The following is a 14,221-nucleotide window of genomic DNA, read 5'->3' on the forward strand; positions in this document are numbered from 1 at the left end:
ACATGTCGGCAGCGCGGACCGGGATCAGCAGCGGGGACGGGGGAGGGGGCTCCTACGGGCGGCGCCAGTCGTTGCTCTCCAGGTGCGACCCCGCCTGCGGCCCCATCTGGAGCATGCCGCCGTCCACGGCCCACGAGGCGCCGTTGACGTAGCCCGCCTCCGGGCCGCAGAGGAAGGCGACGACGGCGGCGATCTCGCGGGCGTCACCGGGTCGGGCGACGGGGATACCCGGGCGCTCCTTGCCCTCCATCACGGTCTCGTCCTCCTGGCCCGTCATCGGGGTCGCGATCTCGCCGGGGGCGACGGCGTTGACGGTGATCCCGTGCTCGGCGAGCTCGAGGGCCGCGACCTTGACGAGCAGCCCGAGGCCGCCCTTGGCCGCACAGTAGGGAGCCGCTCCCACCCGCGGGGCGTGCTCGTGGACGCTGGTGATCGCCACGACCCGCCCGCCCGTGCCGCCGGCCACCATGTGCCGGGCCGCCGCCTGGAGGCAGCAGAACGCGCCGTCGAGATCCACGGACACGACCTCGCGCCAGGTGGCGAAGTCCATGTCGAGGAGCAGCTCGGAGCTGCCGGTGCCGGAAGACATGACGAGCGCATCGACGCCGCCCATCGCTCCGGCGAGCTCGTCGACCACCGTGGCGCCGCTCTGCGGGTCGGTGAGGTCGAGCCGCCGCACGTGCGCCGTCGCGCCGAGGGAGCGGACCTCCTCGGCGGTGCGCTCGGCGCCGTCCTCGTCGGTGTGCCAGGTGAGGCCGACGTGCCGGCCGGGTGCCGCCAGGGCGACGGCGCTCGCCTTGCCGATGCCCGAGTCGGCGCCGGTGACGATGACGCGCCGGGGCTGGACGCCCTCGTCGCGGGCGTCGGGCTGCGCGGCCTGGGTGCTCTCGCTCATGTCGGTGCCCTCCGGTCAGCGGGACACGAGCTTGAAGAAGGTGCTGTCCTCGCCGCTCGCCTTGTGCTCCTGGTAGAGGAAGGCCAGCTTCTGGTCCTCGAACTTCGCGAACCAGTCCTCCCAGCTGATGTGCTCGAGGTCGTCGGTGCCGGCGCCGCCGGGGAAGTCGATCCGCAGGATACCGGCGGTGTCGCCGCCCTCGGTGCCGCGCACGCTCGCGGGCTTCCCGTCGTGCTCCTCGACCCAGCGGCGGATCTCGTCGTGGTCGGTCGTCGTGCTCGTCTCGGATGCCATCGTTCTCCTCCTCCCGCCGGCCACGGGCGTGGCCGCCCCCCGACGGTAGGCACGCCGCCGGACGCGCGCATCCGGTGCCGGTGACCAGGGTCACGGGGGCCCGAGCCGGGCCGTCCCCGGGCAGGCGCAGGGCCTCCGCTAGCCTCGCCGGTGCCCGATGACCCCCGATTGGAAAGGCTCCATCGTGTCCACCCCTCCTCCCAGCCCCTACCAGCCGCAGCAGGGCCAGCCCGGCCAGGTCCCGCCGCCCCGCCCGCCTACGGGCAGCAGCCGGGCCAGCCGGGCCAGCCCGGCCAGCAGCAGTGGGGCTACGGCGCCCCGCCGCCCCGCAGGGCCCGAGCGGCGAGACGCCGAAGAACTTCTTCGCGGCGCTCTTCGACTGGAAGTTCCACACCCTCATCACCCCCAAGCTGGTCAGTTGGGTCTACCTCGCCGTCATGATCCTCTCGGCGCTGTACTGGCTGTTCATGGTCTTCGCCGGCTTCGCGGCGGACCCGGTCATCGGCGTGCTCGCGCTGCTCATCGGCCCGATCGTGCTGGTCGTCAGCCTCGCGTTCTTCCGGATGACGCTCGAGTTCTACTTCGCGCTCGTGCGGATGTCCGACGACATCCACCGCAGCCACGGACTCCCGCGGTCCTGACCCACGCGTGAACTGCGCCCCGTGCCGATCGGCACGGGGCGCAGTCGCGTCTCAGGAGAGCAGCTGGGCGAGCTCGGCGGCCTCGTGGACGACGGCGTGGGCGCCGTCCTCCTCACCGGGGCGGGCGTAGCCCCACGCGACGAGAACGGTCGGCAGGCCGTGCACGCCGGCGCCGTCGACGTCGTGGTGACGGTCCCCGACCATGACGGCGCGCGTGAGGTCGACGTCCCGCTCACGGAGCCCGGCGAGCGCGTCCTCGACGATGTCGGCCTTGACCGCGCGGGTCTCGTCCTCCGAGGCGCCGCGGACGACGGTGAAGTACGGGGACAGCCCGGCGTCGTCGAGGATGACGACGGCGAGCGACTCCCGCTTGGACGTCGCGAGGGCGAGCGGCACACCGCGTGCGTGGAGGTCACGGACCAGCTCGGCCATGCCCGGGAAGACCGGGGCCTGGAGCATCCGGTCGTTGTAGCGGTCGCGGTAGTCGGCGACGACGGCGGCCAGCTGGTCGTCCGGCACGCCGACGAAGGCGCGGAAGCCGTCGCGGATCGGCGGACCGACGAAGCGCAGCAGCTCCTCCTGCGTCTGCTCCGGGTAGCCGAAGTGCGCGAGCGTCTCGGCGATCGAGGCGGTGATGACCGGACCGGAGTCGCTGATCGTGCCGTCGAGGTCGAGGAGGACGGCCGTGGGGTGCATCGGCTCGAGGGCGGTGGGGGCGGAGGCGTGCGTCAATCGTTGTCCTTGCTCGGGGAACGGGGTCTTCCCCCAGGGTCGCACGGACCGGTGAGTCACCGATGTCGGTGTCGCCGGGTAGTGTGACCCGGACAACTCGATACGCCGCCCACCCGCGGCGGGAGAGTCCCGCCCAGTGCGGGCGCCGAAGGAGCAAGCCCTCCCGCTAGTCTCTCAGGCCCCGGTACCGCCGCGATCAGGCAGCTCTGAAAAGCAGCGCGTCAGCGCTCACCGACGGTGCAGGCGAGCCCGGCTCGCGAAAACTCTCAGGTCCCATGACAGAGCGGGGAGGACCAGTTTCCCGCCACCCCGGAGCCGTGTCCATGTCCTCACCGTCCTTTGCCGACCGCCACATCGGCCCGCGCGCCGCCGACACCGCGGCCATGCTCGACTCGCTCGGGCACGCCGACTGGCAGCCCCTCCTCGACTCGGTGCCGCCCGCCATCCGCCAGCAGCGCCCCCTGGACCTGCCCGCCCCGCGCACCGAGGCGCAGGTCCTCGACCGGCTGCGCGAGCTCGCCGGGCGCAACGTCCAGCGCGTCCAGATGATCGGCCAGGGCTACTACGGCACCCACACCCCGAGCGTCATCCAACGCAACGTCCTCGAGTCGCCGGCCTGGTACACGGCCTACACCCCCTACCAGCCGGAGATCTCCCAGGGCCGCCTCGAGGGGCTGCTCAACTTCCAGACGGCGGTCGCCGACCTCACCGCACTGCCCGTCGCCAACGCCTCGCTCCTGGACGAGGCCACCGCCGTCGCCGAGGCCGTGCTCCTCATGCAGCGCGCCAACAAGGCCGCGAAGGCCGCCACCTTCGTCCTCGACGACGAGCTCCACCCCCAGACCCTCGCCGTTGTCCGCGCCCGCGCCGAGGCGGTGGGCCTCACCACCGTCGTCGCCGACCTCGACGGCGGCCTGCCGGACCTTCCCGACGGCGTCACGGGCCTGGTCCTCCAGCAGCCGGGGACCTCCGGCCGGCTGCGCGACCACGCCGGTCTCATCGCCGGGGCGAAGGAGCGTGGCGCGATGGTCACCGTCGCCGCCGACCTCCTCGCCCTCACGCTCATCGCGCCGCCGGGGGAGCAGGGCGCCGACGTCGCCGTCGGCTCGGCCCAGCGCTTCGGCGTCCCGTTGTTCTACGGCGGGCCGCACGCCGCCTTCATGGCGGTGCGCGAGGGCCTGGAGCGCCAGCTGCCCGGCCGGCTCGTCGGCGTCTCCAAGGACAGCGAGGGCCGTCCCGCCCTGCGCCTGGCCCTCCAGCCGCGCGAGCAGCACATCCGCCGGGAGAAGGCGACGAGCAACATCTGCACCGCGCAGGCGCTGCTCGCCGTCGTCGCCGGCATGTACGCCGTCTACCACGGGCCGGACGGGCTGCGAGAGATCGCCCGCCACGCCCACGGTGCCGCCCGCACCCTGGCCCGGCGCCTGAGCGCCGGCGGCGTCGAGGTCCTCCACGACGCGTTCTTCGACACCGTCACCGTCCGTGTGCCCGGGCGGGCCGCCGTCGTCGTCGCGGAGGCGGAGCGGGGCGGGATCAACCTGCGGCTCGTCGACGAGGACACGGTCGGCGTCTCCTGCGACGAGACGACGACGCCGGAGCACCTCGCCACCGTCGTCGCCGCCTTCGGGGCCGAGCCCGCTGGTCACGACGACGGCGGCTTCGAGATCCCCGCGCCGTTGCGCCGCACGAGCGAGTTCCTCACCCACCCCACGTTCCACGCGCACCGCTCCGAGACGCAGATGATGCGCTACCTGCGCCGCCTCGCCGACCGGGACCTCGCGCTGGACCGCACGATGATCCCGCTCGGCTCGTGCACGATGAAGCTCAATGCCGCCACGGAGATGCGGGCGATGCTGTGGCCCGGCTTCGCCTCGATCCACCCGCTGGCGCCGGACCACCAGACCGAGGGCTGGCGCGAGCTCGTCACCGAGCTCGAGGGCTGGCTCGCGGAGATCACCGGCTACGACCGCGTCTCCGTCCAGCCCAACGCCGGCTCCCAGGGTGAGCTCGCCGGCCTCCTCGCGATCCGCGGCTACCACCGCTCGCGCGGCGAGGCCGAGCGCACGGTGTGCCTCATCCCGTCCTCCGCGCACGGGACCAACGCGGCGTCCGCCGTCCTCGCCGGGATGAAGGTCGTCACCGTGAAGACCGCCGACGACGGCTCGATCGACACGGCCGACCTCCACGCCCGCATCGCGCAGCACGGGGAGCAGCTCGCGGCGATCATGCTCACCTACCCCTCCACCCACGGCGTCTTCGACACCGAGGTGCGGGAGGTGTGCGAGGCCGTCCACGCGGCCGGCGGGCAGGTTTACGTCGACGGCGCGAACCTCAACGCGCTCATCGGGCTCGCCCAGCCGGGGGAGTTCGGCGGGGACGTCTCCCACCTCAACCTCCACAAGACCTTCTGCATCCCGCACGGCGGCGGTGGCCCCGGCGTCGGCCCGGTCGCGGTGCGTGAGCACCTGGCCCCGTTCCTGCCCGGGGACGCCGCCGGCGACGACGACGGCGCGGTGCCCGTCTCGGCCACCCGGTACGGGTCCGCGGGGGTGCTGCCCATCTCCTGGGCCTACATCGCGCTCATGGGCGCCGAGGGCCTCGCGGCCGCGACCCGCAGCGCGCTGCTCGCGGCGAACTACGTCGCCCGGGCGCTGGACCCGTACTTCCCGGTGCTCTACACCGGGGCGGACGGGCTCGTCGCGCACGAGTGCATCCTCGACCTGCGCGAGCTCACCAAGCGCTCCGGCGTCAGCGCCGAGGACGTGGCCAAGCGGCTCGTCGACTTCGGCTTCCACGCCCCCACGCTGTCCTTCCCGGTGGCCGGCACCCTCATGGTCGAGCCGACCGAGAGTGAGGACCTCGCCGAGCTCGACCGCTTCGTCGAGGCGATGGTGACGATCCACGGGGAGATCCAGCAGATCCTCGACGGTGAGGTCGACGTCGCCGACAGCCCGGTGCGCCGCGCCCCGCACCCGGCGGCCGACGTCGCCACCGACGCCTGGGACAGGGCCTACCCGCGCGAGCAGGCCGTCTTCCCGGTCCCCGGGCTGCGGCAGGACAAGTACTTCCCGCCGGTGAGCCGCATCGACAACGCCTACGGGGACCGCAACCTCGTGTGCGCGTGCCCGCCGCCCGAGGCCTTCGAGGAGGACTGATGAGCGAGAAGGAGACCGCCCTGCGCGCCGAGCACGAGGCGCTGGGGGCGACGATGACCGGCTTCGCCGGCTGGGTGATGCCGCTTCACTACGGCTCCCAGCTGGCCGAGCACCGCGCCGTGCGCGAGGCGGCGGGGCTCTTCGACCTCAGCCACATGGGCACCGTGTGGATCGACGGGCCGGGCGCGGGAGCGTTCCTCGACCACGCCGTCGTCGGCTCGGTCTCCACCCTCGAGGTGGGACGGGCGAAGTACACGCTGCTGTGCACGCCCGAGGGCGGGATCGTCGACGACCTCATCGTCTACCGCGTGGGGGAGGACCGCTTCCTCACCGTGCCGAACGCCGCCAACACATCCGCCGTGCTCGCCGAGCTCTTCCTGCGCGTCAAGGGCTTCGACGTCCGCATCGGCGCGGCAACCCAAGAGACGGCGCTCCTCGCCGTCCAGGGGCCGCGCGCCGTCGAGATCGTCACGGCGCTCGCCGCTGAGCCGGTCGACGACCTGCGCTACTACTCCGCTCGCTGGAGCACGCTGGCCGGGTTCCGCGTGCTGCTTGCCCGCACCGGGTACACCGGTGAGGACGGCTTCGAGGTCCTCGTCCCGGGGGAGCACGCCGTCGCCCTGTGGCGCGCGCTGCTGGACGCCGGCTCGGACACCGGCCTCGTCCCCGCCGGCCTCGCCGCGCGCGACTCGCTGCGGCTCGAGGCCGCGCTGCCGCTGTACGGCAACGAGCTGGGCCGCGACGTCGACCCCTTCACGGTCGGTCTCGGCGGCATCGTCGGGCTGCGCCGCAAGAGGGCGGACTTCGTCGGCCGCACGGCGCTGGAGCGCATCCATGACGCGCACGAGGCCGGTGAGCCGGGCCGCCGGGTCCTCGTCGGACTCGCCGGCCAGGGCCGCCGCGCCGCACGCCAGGGCTCGCCCGTCCTGCTCGGGGACCAGGAGGTCGGCGTCGTCACCTCCGGCCTGCCCAGCCCCACCCTGGGCCACCCGATCGCGCTCGCCGTCGTCGACCGCGCCGCCGCGGAGGTCGGCACGGCGCTCGACGCCGACGTGCGCGGCCGACGCGAACCGTTCACCGTCGTCGAGCGCCCGTTCTACCGTCGTTCCTGACCCATCGAAGGAGAAGCCATGGCCACCATCCGTCCCGATCTCAAGTACACCGCCGAGCACGAGTGGGTGGACGACTCCGTCTCACCCGTCCGCGTGGGCATCACGACCGTGGCGACCGACGCCCTCGGCGACATCGTCTACCTCGACCTGCCCGAGGTGGGCGCCGAGGTGACGGCGGGGGAGACCTGCGGGGAGGTGGAGTCGACGAAGTCCGTCTCCGACCTCTACGCGCCGGTCACCGGCATCGTGACGGCGGTGAACCAGGAGGCGATCGACGACCCCGCGCTCGTCAACCGCGAGCCCTTCGCGGACGGCTGGCTCTTCGCCGTCGAGGTGGCGGAGGAGCCGGAGCTGCTCTCGCCGGAGGAGTACGCCGAGACCACCGGCGCCGAGATCACGGACTGAGCCGTGGAGCTCGGCGCGGCACTGGAGTTCGTGCGGGCCAACCCGCGCGGCGTCCTCGCCACCCGCAGGCGCAGCGGCGACGCGCAGCAGTCACCGGTCCTGGCAGCGGTCGACGACGACGGGCGCGTCCTCATCAGCACCCGGGAGACGGCGGTCAAGGTCCGCAACCTGCGGCGCACACCTCGTGCGTCCCTGTGCCACCTCAGTGAGCGGTTCTTCGGGCCGTGGGTGCAGCTCACCGGCACCGTGGAGATCGTCTCGCTGCCCGAGGCGATGGATCTCCTCGTCGACTACTACCGTCGCGTCTCCGGGGAGCACGAGGACTGGGACGAGTACCGCACGGCGATGGAGCGGGAGCGCCGCTGCGTCGTCGTCCTCACCCCCGAGGAGGCCGGGCCGACGGTCAGCGGCTGAGCGGGGGCCGGTCCCACACCAGCGAGTAGCGGTAGTACAGGCGCCGTCGCGCCCGCGCGCCGGGGAGGACCTCCTGCGCGGCCGCGCGGATCTCGGCGAGCGAGGTGACCGGGTCGGTCATCGCGACCCCGACGTCGGCCTGCGCCCGGTGCACGACGTCGAGCGCCCGCACCGGCAGCACCTGCGCAAGGGACACGAGCCAGTCCGCCACCGAGGCGCTGGCGGCGAGCCCGACGACGACGAGGCATCCGCCCGGCGCGACGAGCGCCCCGAGACGGACCAGCGCCGGCCGCAGCGGCAGGTGGTGGAGGGTCGCCACGCAGGTGACGGTGTCGAAGAGCCCGATCGCCGGCAGCTCGGTGTCGAGCAGTCCCGCCTGCACCACCCGCGCTCGAGGGACGTCCCTGGCACGTGCGCGGGCCACGGCCGCCGGGTCCGGTTCGAGACCGACGACCTCGTCGGCCACACCGGCCAGGCGCTCGAGGAGGAGGCCCTCCCCGCAGCCGACGTCGAGCACGCGACCGCCCCGCCGGCGCGCGTCCGCGACGATCTGGCCGTGGAAGGCCGTGTTGTGGTTCCAGTACGTCGCCGTCACTGCGCTCCCAGCTCCACGAGGAGGACCCCCGCGGCGATGAGCACGATGCCGCCGACCATCATCCGCGTGAGCGGCTCGTCGAAGAGCACCTTGCTCCCGACGGCGGTGAGCGCGACCCCGACGGCGGTCCAGATCCCGTAGGCGACGCCGATCCCGATGCCCTGCTGCAGGGTGAGGGAGAGCAGCGTGAAGGCGACGAGGTAGCCGACGCCAACGACGGCGAGCCACGCCTTGCGCCCGTCGACGCTCGCGCGCAGGGAGAGCGTGGCGGTGACCTCGGCGAGGATCGAGCCGGTGAGGAAGAGCCAGCCCATCAGGCGTCCACCGCCTCGGTCGCCCGGTGGGAGCCCACCTCGACGAGCAGGACGCCGCCGATGATGAGCACGATCCCCGCGGCCATGAGCAGCGTGAGCGGCTCACCGAAGATCACCGCGGACAGCGCCGCGGTCAGTGCCACCCCGGTGGCGCCCCAGATGCCGTAGGCAACGCCCAGCGGCATCCCGCGGCGCAGCACCGCCGCGAGGAAGAGGAAGGCGGAGACGTAGCCGACGACGACGAGCGCGTACCAGCGGGGGTCGTCGACGGCGGCACGCAGGGACAGGGAGCCGGTCACCTCGCAGACGATGGCGCCGGCCAGGAGGAGCCAGGTCACCGGACGATCCTCGCAGAGCCGCTGGGAGGGCGCGGTCCGGGGCTTCCGTGCCAGGCTACGGCCGTGACCGAGACCCCCGACGCCGAGCTGGTGACCGTCGCGCGGGAGCTCTACGCCCACCCGCCGGCCGAGTTCATCGCGAGCCGCAACGCGCGCGCCGCCGCGACGCGCCGGGCCGGCGACCGGGAGCTGGCGACGGCCGTCAAGGCGCTGCCCAAGGCCTCGGTCGCGGCGTGGGCGGTGGGCGCGGTCGCCCGCGAGCACCCGGAGGACCTCGACGCGCTCGGCCAGCTGGGCGCCGAGCTGCGGGTGGCGCAGGTCGCCGCGGACCCCGCCGAGCTGCGGGCGCTGGGCAAGCGCCGGCGGGAGCTGACCGGTGCGGTGACCCGGACGGCGGTGCGGCTGGCGGAGGAGCGCGGCGTCGGGCTGTCCGGGGCGGCGCAGGAGCAGGTGGAGGCGACGTGGTCCGCCGTCGTCATCGACCGAGGCGCCGAGCGGGCGGTGCGCAGCCTGCTGCTCGTCCGGGCCCTCGAGCCGAGCGGTGGCCTGGAGGACGCCCTCGCAGTGCCCGGCGCGGTTGGGGCCGCCGAGCCGGAGGAGGAGCCTGCGGCTCCGCCCCGCCCGGCACGGCGAACCCGGCCTGCCGCTCCCGCGACGAAGGAACCGGCGGCGGAGGACGACGACGACAGGCCGCGCCGGGCGATCAGCCGCCGGCCCCGCAGCACGGAGGAGCAGACGGCGCCGCGCCGGGCGATCACCCGTCGGCCCCGCAGCACGGAGCCGGATGAGGCGCCGGAGGAGCAGACTCCGCGCCGGGCGATCAGCCGCCGGCCCCGCAGCACGGAGCCCGAGGAGGAGTCGGAGGAGCAGACCCGGCCGCAGCGGGCGATCGGCCGTACCCGCCGCAGTGCCCCGGAGCCCACGCCCGAGCCGGCGGACACCGCCCGCGAGATCAGGCGCGCGGAGCGCGAGCTCCGCGCCCGGGAGCGCGTGGCCGAGCACGCCCGCAGCGAGCTCGAGGACGCGACCGAGGAGCTCTCACGCATCGAGGCGCAGGTGCTCCAGGCCGCCGCCCGCACCGAGGAATTGCGCCGTGAGCTCGAGCGGCTGGAGGAGCAGCTCGCGGATCTGGACGAGGAGCGGGCGCAGGCCACCGAGGAGCGCGAGGACGCAGAGGCCCGTGAGGAAGCCGCCCGCCACGCCGTCGAGGAGGCACGTCAGCGGCTGGCCGAGCTGACGGACTGAGCTCCGCCGCGCGCGTTAAGTCCTGGCTATCGGCGCCGCGGCAGGGCAGGCTGGCCAGGACCGCTCCGCCCACGAGACACCTGGAGGGACGATGGCTGACACCACGCCCGAACCGCAGCCCGAGACGGCCAAGGAGAAGATGCGCCAGGCGCTCGAGCGCAAGAACGAGCGCGCGCACCAGAACCACCAGGCGCAGCAGAACACCGGCGCGGTTCACGGGAGCCAGGTGAACGGCGGAGGCAAGCGCACCTTCCGCCGCAAGTCCGGCTAGACCGCGCTCCTCACGCCGGGTCTGCGCCGCGCCCCTCGACGGCGTGGCGCAGCTCGGCGAAGGCCTCTGCCAGTCGCGCCGGAGTGAAGTGGGCGTTGAGGCCGCTCGGGTTGGGCAGCACCCACACCCGGGTCGACCCCAGGCGCACGTCCTGCTCCCCGTAGGTCGCGCGCGGCCGGTCGAAGGCCGTGCGGTAGGCGGTGACGCCGAGCACGGCCAGCCACGCGGGGCGGTGCTCCGCGACCTCCGCCCGCAGCCGCTCCCCGCCCTCGCGCAGCTCTGCGGGGGAGAGCTCGGCGGCGGTTGCCGAGGCACGCTCGACGACGTTCGTCACGCCCAGCCCCAAGGACAGGAGCTCCTCCTGCTCGGAGGGGTGGAGCTGGCGCGGCGTGAAGCCGGAGCGGTGCAGCGCCGGCCAGAAGCGGTTGCCCGGCCGCGCGAAGTGGTGTCCCGACCACGCGGAGTACAGGCCGGGGTTGATCCCGCAGAAGAGCACCCGCAGCCCCGGCGCGACGACGAGCGGGAGGGTGCGGTCGGCCGCGGCGAGCAGCTCCTCGCGCGTGGGACGCCGGTCAGCAGGCATGGGGGCAGCCTGCCAGGTCAGCGGGGGAGCTCGTCGATGAGGGGCGCGAGGATGTCGACGACCGCCGCCTCCGCGTCGGACGGTCGCCGGTCGACGATCGCGTGGACGAGGCGCTCGTGCTCGTCCGCGTGCGGGTCCTCGTCCTCGTCGACGTCGTCCGCGAGCACCTCCTCGTAGAGCGGGACGAGCCCGTCGTAGAGCTCGGTGAACAGCTCGTTGTGCGTCGCGGCGACGACGGCGCGGTGCAGCGCGAGGTCGGCGGCGATGCGGACCTCGTGGTCGGTCTGGTCCCAGGCGCGGGCCCGCGCGTCGAGGGCCTCCCGCAGTGCCGCGACGTCCGCGTCCTCCCGGCGCTGCGCGGCGATCCGGGCCGCTGCGCCGTCGAGGGCCGCGCGCAGCTCGAGCCCGTCACGTCGGTGGGCACGCGTCGCCCGGCGGGTGAGCGTGGTGGCGAGCTCGGAGCGGGCGATGACGAAGGTGCCGCGCCCCTGCTCGCGGCGGACGAGCCCGGCCTGAACGAGCGACTGGACCGCCTCGCGCACGGTGTTGCGCCCGGCGCCGACCCACGCCATGAGCTCGGCCTCGACCGGGATCCGCTCGCCGACGGGCCACTCGCCGGAGGCGACCGCCTCGTGGAAGCGCGCTGTCACGGTGTCGGTCATGCTCGGCGCCTTGCGCAGGGGTGCCTGGTGTGCGCTAGTGTCTGCCCGATTCATCCCATCATCCTACCTTTGAGGTCGACATGAGCGACAAGGCCCGGGCGAGCGTGCTGCCCCTCCTGGCAATCGTCCTGACCGCGCTCAACCTCCGCACCGCGGTCACCGGGTTCACGCCGCTGCTCGACACGATCGGCGCCGACCTCGACTTCGGACCGTCCCTGTATGGCGTGTTCGGCACGATCGTCACGGCCTGCTTCGCCGTCTTCGGGCTGGTCGCGGCTCCCGTGGCACGCCGCCTCGGCCTGGAGCGCACCATCGCGATCGCCGTCGCCTTCACCACCGGTGGCATCGTGCTGCGGGCGCTGGCGCCGTCGACCGGCGTGCTCGTCGCTTCCACCGTCGTCGCGTTCGTCGGGGTGGGGGCGTCCAACGTCCTCGTCATCCCGCTCGTGAAGAAGTACTTCTCGGCGCACCTCAAGGCGGTGAGCTCGATGTACATCGCGCTCCTGCAGGTGGGCCAGTTCGTCGCCCCCCTCGCGGCGGTCCCGGTGGCCCTCGTCGCCGGGTGGCGGTGGGCCATCGCGATGTGGGCGACGACGACCGCCGTCGCCGTCGTGCTCTGGATCGTCCTCGCCGCCCGCGCGGGCGCCGCAGCGCCGGTGGAGACTGGCCCGCAGCGCCTGCACGGCGCGTGGCGCACGCCGCTGCTGTGGTCGCTCGTGCTCATGATGGGCATCACCAGCCTCAACGTCCACGCGATCTTCACCTGGCTCCCGGCGATCCTCATCGACGCGGGCGCCGACCCCGAGTCCGGCGGCGCGCTCGTCGCGCTCTTCTCGGTCATCGGGCTGCCGGCCGCGTTCGTCGTCCCGCCCCTGGCGATCCGGCTGCGCAACCCCTTCGGCATCGTCGTCGTGTGCACCGCGGCCATGGTGGCCGGCTACGCTGGCCTGCTGCTCTCGCCCGACGCCGGCGCGGTCGTCTGGGTGGTGCTCCTCGGCCTCGGCGTGAGCACCTTCCCGCTGTGCCTCACGCTCGTCAACGCCCGCACGCGCACCACGGCGGGCTCCACGGTGCTGTCCGGCGCGATGCAGGGCGTCGGCTACGCGATCGCCTGCATCGGCCCCTTCGGCGTCGGTGCGCTCTACGCCGGCTCCGGGTCGTGGACGGGGGCCTTCGTCGTCCTCTTCGCCAGCCTCGCCGTGCTCCTCGTCAGCGGTTACGTCGCCTGCCGTCCCACGCTGCTCGAGGACCAGGTGCGCCCCGCCCCGGTGCTGGCCCGCGTCTGACCGCCGCAGCGGGCGGTGCGCCTGCCCGTGCCGGACCGCCGCGGACCTGCCATGGTCGGTGGCATGGAGCGCGTCACGGACAAGCTGTACTCCTGGGCCTCGATCATCGACCCGCAGGCCCTGGCCCAGGCCCGTCTCACTGCCGAGCTGCCCATCGTCGACCCGCACGTGGCCCTCATGCCCGACGCGCACGTCGGCATGGGCGCCACCGTCGGCTCGGTCATCCCCACGGTCGGCGCGGTCATCCCCGCCGCGGTGGGCGTGGACATCGGCTGCGGGATGGTCGCCGTGCGCACGCAGTTCACCGTCGATCGCCTCCGCGGGGCCGGGAGGCCGCTCGCCGTCCTGCGCGAGGCGATCGAGCGCGCGGTGCCGCTCAGTCCCGGCAACTACAACCGCAAGGTGTGGGGCCGCGCGCCGCAGGCGGTCACCGAGCTCGAGCGCCTCGCCCGCGACGAGAACGTCACCCCGGAGAGCTACGCGAAGAACTGGCGCCTGCAGCTCGGCTCGCTCGGCGGCGGGAACCACTTCATCGAGGTGACGGCCGACGAGGAGGGCCGGGTGTGGACCTTCCTCCACTCCGGCAGCCGCGGGGTGGGCAACCAGATCGCCCGTCGCTTCATCGCCGCCGCCCAGCGGGTCGCCGACCGCCGCGGGGACCACCTCGCCGACCGCAACCTCGCCTACCTCACCGAGGAGGACGCCGAGTTCCACGCCTACCTCGCTCACCTCCACTGGGCCCAGGAGTTCGCCCGCCTCAACCGCGAGGTGATGATGGACCGCGTCGTCGAGGAGCTGGGCCGCTTCCTCGACGAGGACGCGCAGCGCCTCGAGGAGGTCAACTGCCACCACAACTACACCGCCGTCGAGCAGCACGCCGGCGGCCGCCGTCTCGTCTCGCGCAAGGGGGCCATCGCGGCCCACGAGGGGGTGCGCGGGCTCATCCCGGGCTCGATGGGCACGGCCTCCTACGTCGTCACCGGCAAGGGGAACGAGATGTCCCTGTGCTCCGCCCCGCACGGCGCCGGCCGCGCCTACTCCCGCACCCAGGCGCGCCGCACCTTCACCCAGGCCGACCTGCGACGGCGGATGGCCGGGATCGAGTACCGCGACCTCGCCGCCTTCGTCGACGAGATCCCCGACGCCTACAAGGACGTCGACGTCGTCATGGCCGACGCCGCCGACCTCGTCTCCGTGGACCACGTGCTGCGGCAGCTGGTCAACGTCAAGGGCCAGTGAGCCGGCGCCGCGGGGCCCGATTGCGCATTGGCGAAATGTG

General features: G+C 73.8%; 17 protein-coding genes and 1 riboswitch. Of the genes, 9 read left to right on the forward strand and 8 right to left on the reverse strand.

Annotated features, from left to right (window positions below):
• Positions 1-52: 52 nt before the first annotated feature.
• Both ACWPXV_RS00555 and ACWPXV_RS00560 read right to left on the reverse strand, forming a co-directional pair.
• Complete coding sequence (locus ACWPXV_RS00555; RefSeq protein ID WP_454083390.1) at positions 53-895, reverse strand: SDR family oxidoreductase; 843 nt, start codon at positions 893-895, stop codon at positions 53-55.
• A 15-nt stretch (positions 896-910) separates the two neighbouring features.
• Positions 911-1,189: a hypothetical protein gene (locus ACWPXV_RS00560; protein WP_251304741.1), complete on the reverse strand. Its 279-nt coding sequence runs from the start codon at positions 1,187-1,189 to the stop codon at positions 911-913.
• Positions 1,190-1,491: 302 nt separating this feature from the next.
• Between ACWPXV_RS00560 and ACWPXV_RS00565 the strand changes: the two genes are divergently transcribed.
• Positions 1,492-1,830 carry a DUF4282 domain-containing protein gene (locus tag ACWPXV_RS00565; protein ID WP_454083391.1) on the forward strand — a complete coding sequence of 113 codons (339 nt, stop codon included), beginning with the start codon at positions 1,492-1,494 and terminating at the stop codon, positions 1,828-1,830.
• A 51-nt stretch (positions 1,831-1,881) separates the two neighbouring features.
• Here ACWPXV_RS00565 and ACWPXV_RS00570 read toward each other — a convergent pair whose 3' ends face one another.
• Positions 1,882-2,562 carry an HAD hydrolase-like protein gene (locus ACWPXV_RS00570; RefSeq protein ID WP_454083392.1) on the reverse strand — a complete coding sequence of 227 codons (681 nt, stop codon included), beginning with the start codon at positions 2,560-2,562 and terminating at the stop codon, positions 1,882-1,884.
• A 109-nt stretch (positions 2,563-2,671) separates the two neighbouring features.
• A riboswitch (glycine riboswitch) is annotated at positions 2,672-2,762 on the forward strand.
• A gap of 123 nt (positions 2,763-2,885) precedes the next feature.
• Between ACWPXV_RS00570 and gcvP the strand changes: the two genes are divergently transcribed.
• From gcvP to ACWPXV_RS00590, 4 genes are read left to right on the forward strand one after another with little or no spacing between them, the layout of a single operon-like run.
• Positions 2,886-5,717, forward strand: a complete 2,832-nt coding sequence (gene gcvP / locus ACWPXV_RS00575; protein ID WP_454083393.1) for an aminomethyl-transferring glycine dehydrogenase — start codon at positions 2,886-2,888, stop codon at positions 5,715-5,717.
• Positions 5,717-6,829 carry a glycine cleavage system aminomethyltransferase GcvT gene (gcvT, locus tag ACWPXV_RS00580; protein ID WP_454083394.1) on the forward strand — a complete coding sequence of 371 codons (1,113 nt, stop codon included), beginning with the start codon at positions 5,717-5,719 and terminating at the stop codon, positions 6,827-6,829. Before gcvP ends, gcvT begins: the two co-directional genes overlap by 1 nt.
• 18 nt (positions 6,830-6,847) lie before the next feature.
• Complete coding sequence (gene gcvH, locus ACWPXV_RS00585) at positions 6,848-7,234, forward strand: glycine cleavage system protein GcvH (RefSeq protein WP_454083395.1); 387 nt, start codon at positions 6,848-6,850, stop codon at positions 7,232-7,234.
• A gap of 3 nt (positions 7,235-7,237) precedes the next feature.
• Positions 7,238-7,648 carry a PPOX class F420-dependent oxidoreductase gene (locus ACWPXV_RS00590; protein ID WP_454083396.1) on the forward strand — a complete coding sequence of 137 codons (411 nt, stop codon included), beginning with the start codon at positions 7,238-7,240 and terminating at the stop codon, positions 7,646-7,648.
• Here the strand turns inward: ACWPXV_RS00590 and ACWPXV_RS00595 are convergent.
• From ACWPXV_RS00595 to ACWPXV_RS00605, 3 genes are read right to left on the reverse strand one after another with little or no spacing between them, the layout of a single operon-like run.
• On the reverse strand, positions 7,638-8,243 hold the full coding sequence (locus ACWPXV_RS00595; protein WP_454083397.1) for a class I SAM-dependent methyltransferase: 606 nt from the start codon (positions 8,241-8,243) through the stop codon (positions 7,638-7,640). The two genes, ACWPXV_RS00590 and ACWPXV_RS00595, sit on opposite strands and share 11 nt — an antisense overlap.
• Complete coding sequence (locus ACWPXV_RS00600) at positions 8,240-8,557, reverse strand: DMT family transporter (protein ID WP_454083398.1); 318 nt, start codon at positions 8,555-8,557, stop codon at positions 8,240-8,242. The genes ACWPXV_RS00595 and ACWPXV_RS00600 overlap by 4 nt, the downstream gene beginning before the upstream one ends.
• A complete protein-coding gene (locus ACWPXV_RS00605) occupies positions 8,557-8,895 on the reverse strand; it encodes a DMT family transporter (RefSeq protein ID WP_251304733.1) in 339 nt (112 codons plus the stop codon). The genes ACWPXV_RS00600 and ACWPXV_RS00605 overlap by 1 nt, the downstream gene beginning before the upstream one ends.
• A gap of 63 nt (positions 8,896-8,958) precedes the next feature.
• On the opposite strand from ACWPXV_RS00605, the gene ACWPXV_RS00610 reads away from it, so the two are divergent.
• Complete coding sequence (locus tag ACWPXV_RS00610) at positions 8,959-10,140, forward strand: hypothetical protein (protein ID WP_454083399.1); 1,182 nt, start codon at positions 8,959-8,961, stop codon at positions 10,138-10,140.
• 91 nt (positions 10,141-10,231) lie between these two features.
• Complete coding sequence (locus tag ACWPXV_RS00615; protein ID WP_251839336.1) at positions 10,232-10,411, forward strand: DUF5302 domain-containing protein; 180 nt, start codon at positions 10,232-10,234, stop codon at positions 10,409-10,411.
• A 10-nt stretch (positions 10,412-10,421) separates the two neighbouring features.
• Here the strand turns inward: ACWPXV_RS00615 and mug are convergent, their stop codons facing one another.
• Both mug and ACWPXV_RS00625 read right to left on the reverse strand, forming a co-directional pair.
• Positions 10,422-10,994 (reverse strand): G/U mismatch-specific DNA glycosylase, encoded by a 573-nt coding sequence (mug, locus tag ACWPXV_RS00620; RefSeq protein WP_454083400.1) that lies wholly within the window; start codon positions 10,992-10,994, stop codon positions 10,422-10,424.
• Positions 10,995-11,011: 17 nt separating this feature from the next.
• Complete coding sequence (locus tag ACWPXV_RS00625; protein ID WP_454083401.1) at positions 11,012-11,656, reverse strand: FadR/GntR family transcriptional regulator; 645 nt, start codon at positions 11,654-11,656, stop codon at positions 11,012-11,014.
• Positions 11,657-11,736: 80 nt separating this feature from the next.
• Between ACWPXV_RS00625 and ACWPXV_RS00630 the strand changes: the two genes are divergently transcribed.
• Both ACWPXV_RS00630 and ACWPXV_RS00635 read left to right on the forward strand, forming a co-directional pair.
• The gene (locus ACWPXV_RS00630) at positions 11,737-12,942 is read left to right on the forward strand and encodes an MFS transporter (protein ID WP_454083402.1); all 1,206 of its coding nucleotides are present in this window, start codon (positions 11,737-11,739) and stop codon (positions 12,940-12,942) included.
• Positions 12,943-13,005: 63 nt separating this feature from the next.
• Complete coding sequence (locus ACWPXV_RS00635) at positions 13,006-14,181, forward strand: RtcB family protein (RefSeq protein ID WP_454083403.1); 1,176 nt, start codon at positions 13,006-13,008, stop codon at positions 14,179-14,181.
• The last annotated feature ends 40 nt before the right edge of the window (positions 14,182-14,221 follow it).

The sequence above is a fragment of the Georgenia sp. Marseille-Q6866 genome (assembly GCF_965111665.1).

Bases quoted from the DNA above. Each gene is read 5' to 3' on its own strand.
- ACWPXV_RS00560 (WP_251304741.1), bottom strand. From the start codon at position 1,189: ATGGCATCCGAGACGAGCACGACGACCGACCACGACGAGATCCGCCGC.
- gcvP (WP_454083393.1), top strand. From the start codon at position 2,886: ATGTCCTCACCGTCCTTTGCCGACCGCCACATCGGCCCGCGCGCCGCC.
- mug (WP_454083400.1), bottom strand. From the start codon at position 10,994: ATGCCTGCTGACCGGCGTCCCACGCGCGAGGAGCTGCTCGCCGCGGCC.
- ACWPXV_RS00625 (WP_454083401.1), bottom strand. From the start codon at position 11,656: ATGACCGACACCGTGACAGCGCGCTTCCACGAGGCGGTCGCCTCCGGC.
- ACWPXV_RS00635 (WP_454083403.1), top strand. From the start codon at position 13,006: ATGGAGCGCGTCACGGACAAGCTGTACTCCTGGGCCTCGATCATCGAC.
- ACWPXV_RS00630 (WP_454083402.1), top strand. From the start codon at position 11,737: ATGAGCGACAAGGCCCGGGCGAGCGTGCTGCCCCTCCTGGCAATCGTC.
- ACWPXV_RS00555 (WP_454083390.1), bottom strand. From the start codon at position 895: ATGAGCGAGAGCACCCAGGCCGCGCAGCCCGACGCCCGCGACGAGGGC.
- gcvH (WP_454083395.1), top strand. From the start codon at position 6,848: ATGGCCACCATCCGTCCCGATCTCAAGTACACCGCCGAGCACGAGTGG.
- gcvT (WP_454083394.1), top strand. From the start codon at position 5,717: ATGAGCGAGAAGGAGACCGCCCTGCGCGCCGAGCACGAGGCGCTGGGG.
- ACWPXV_RS00615 (WP_251839336.1), top strand. From the start codon at position 10,232: ATGGCTGACACCACGCCCGAACCGCAGCCCGAGACGGCCAAGGAGAAG.
- ACWPXV_RS00600 (WP_454083398.1), bottom strand. From the start codon at position 8,557: ATGGGCTGGCTCTTCCTCACCGGCTCGATCCTCGCCGAGGTCACCGCC.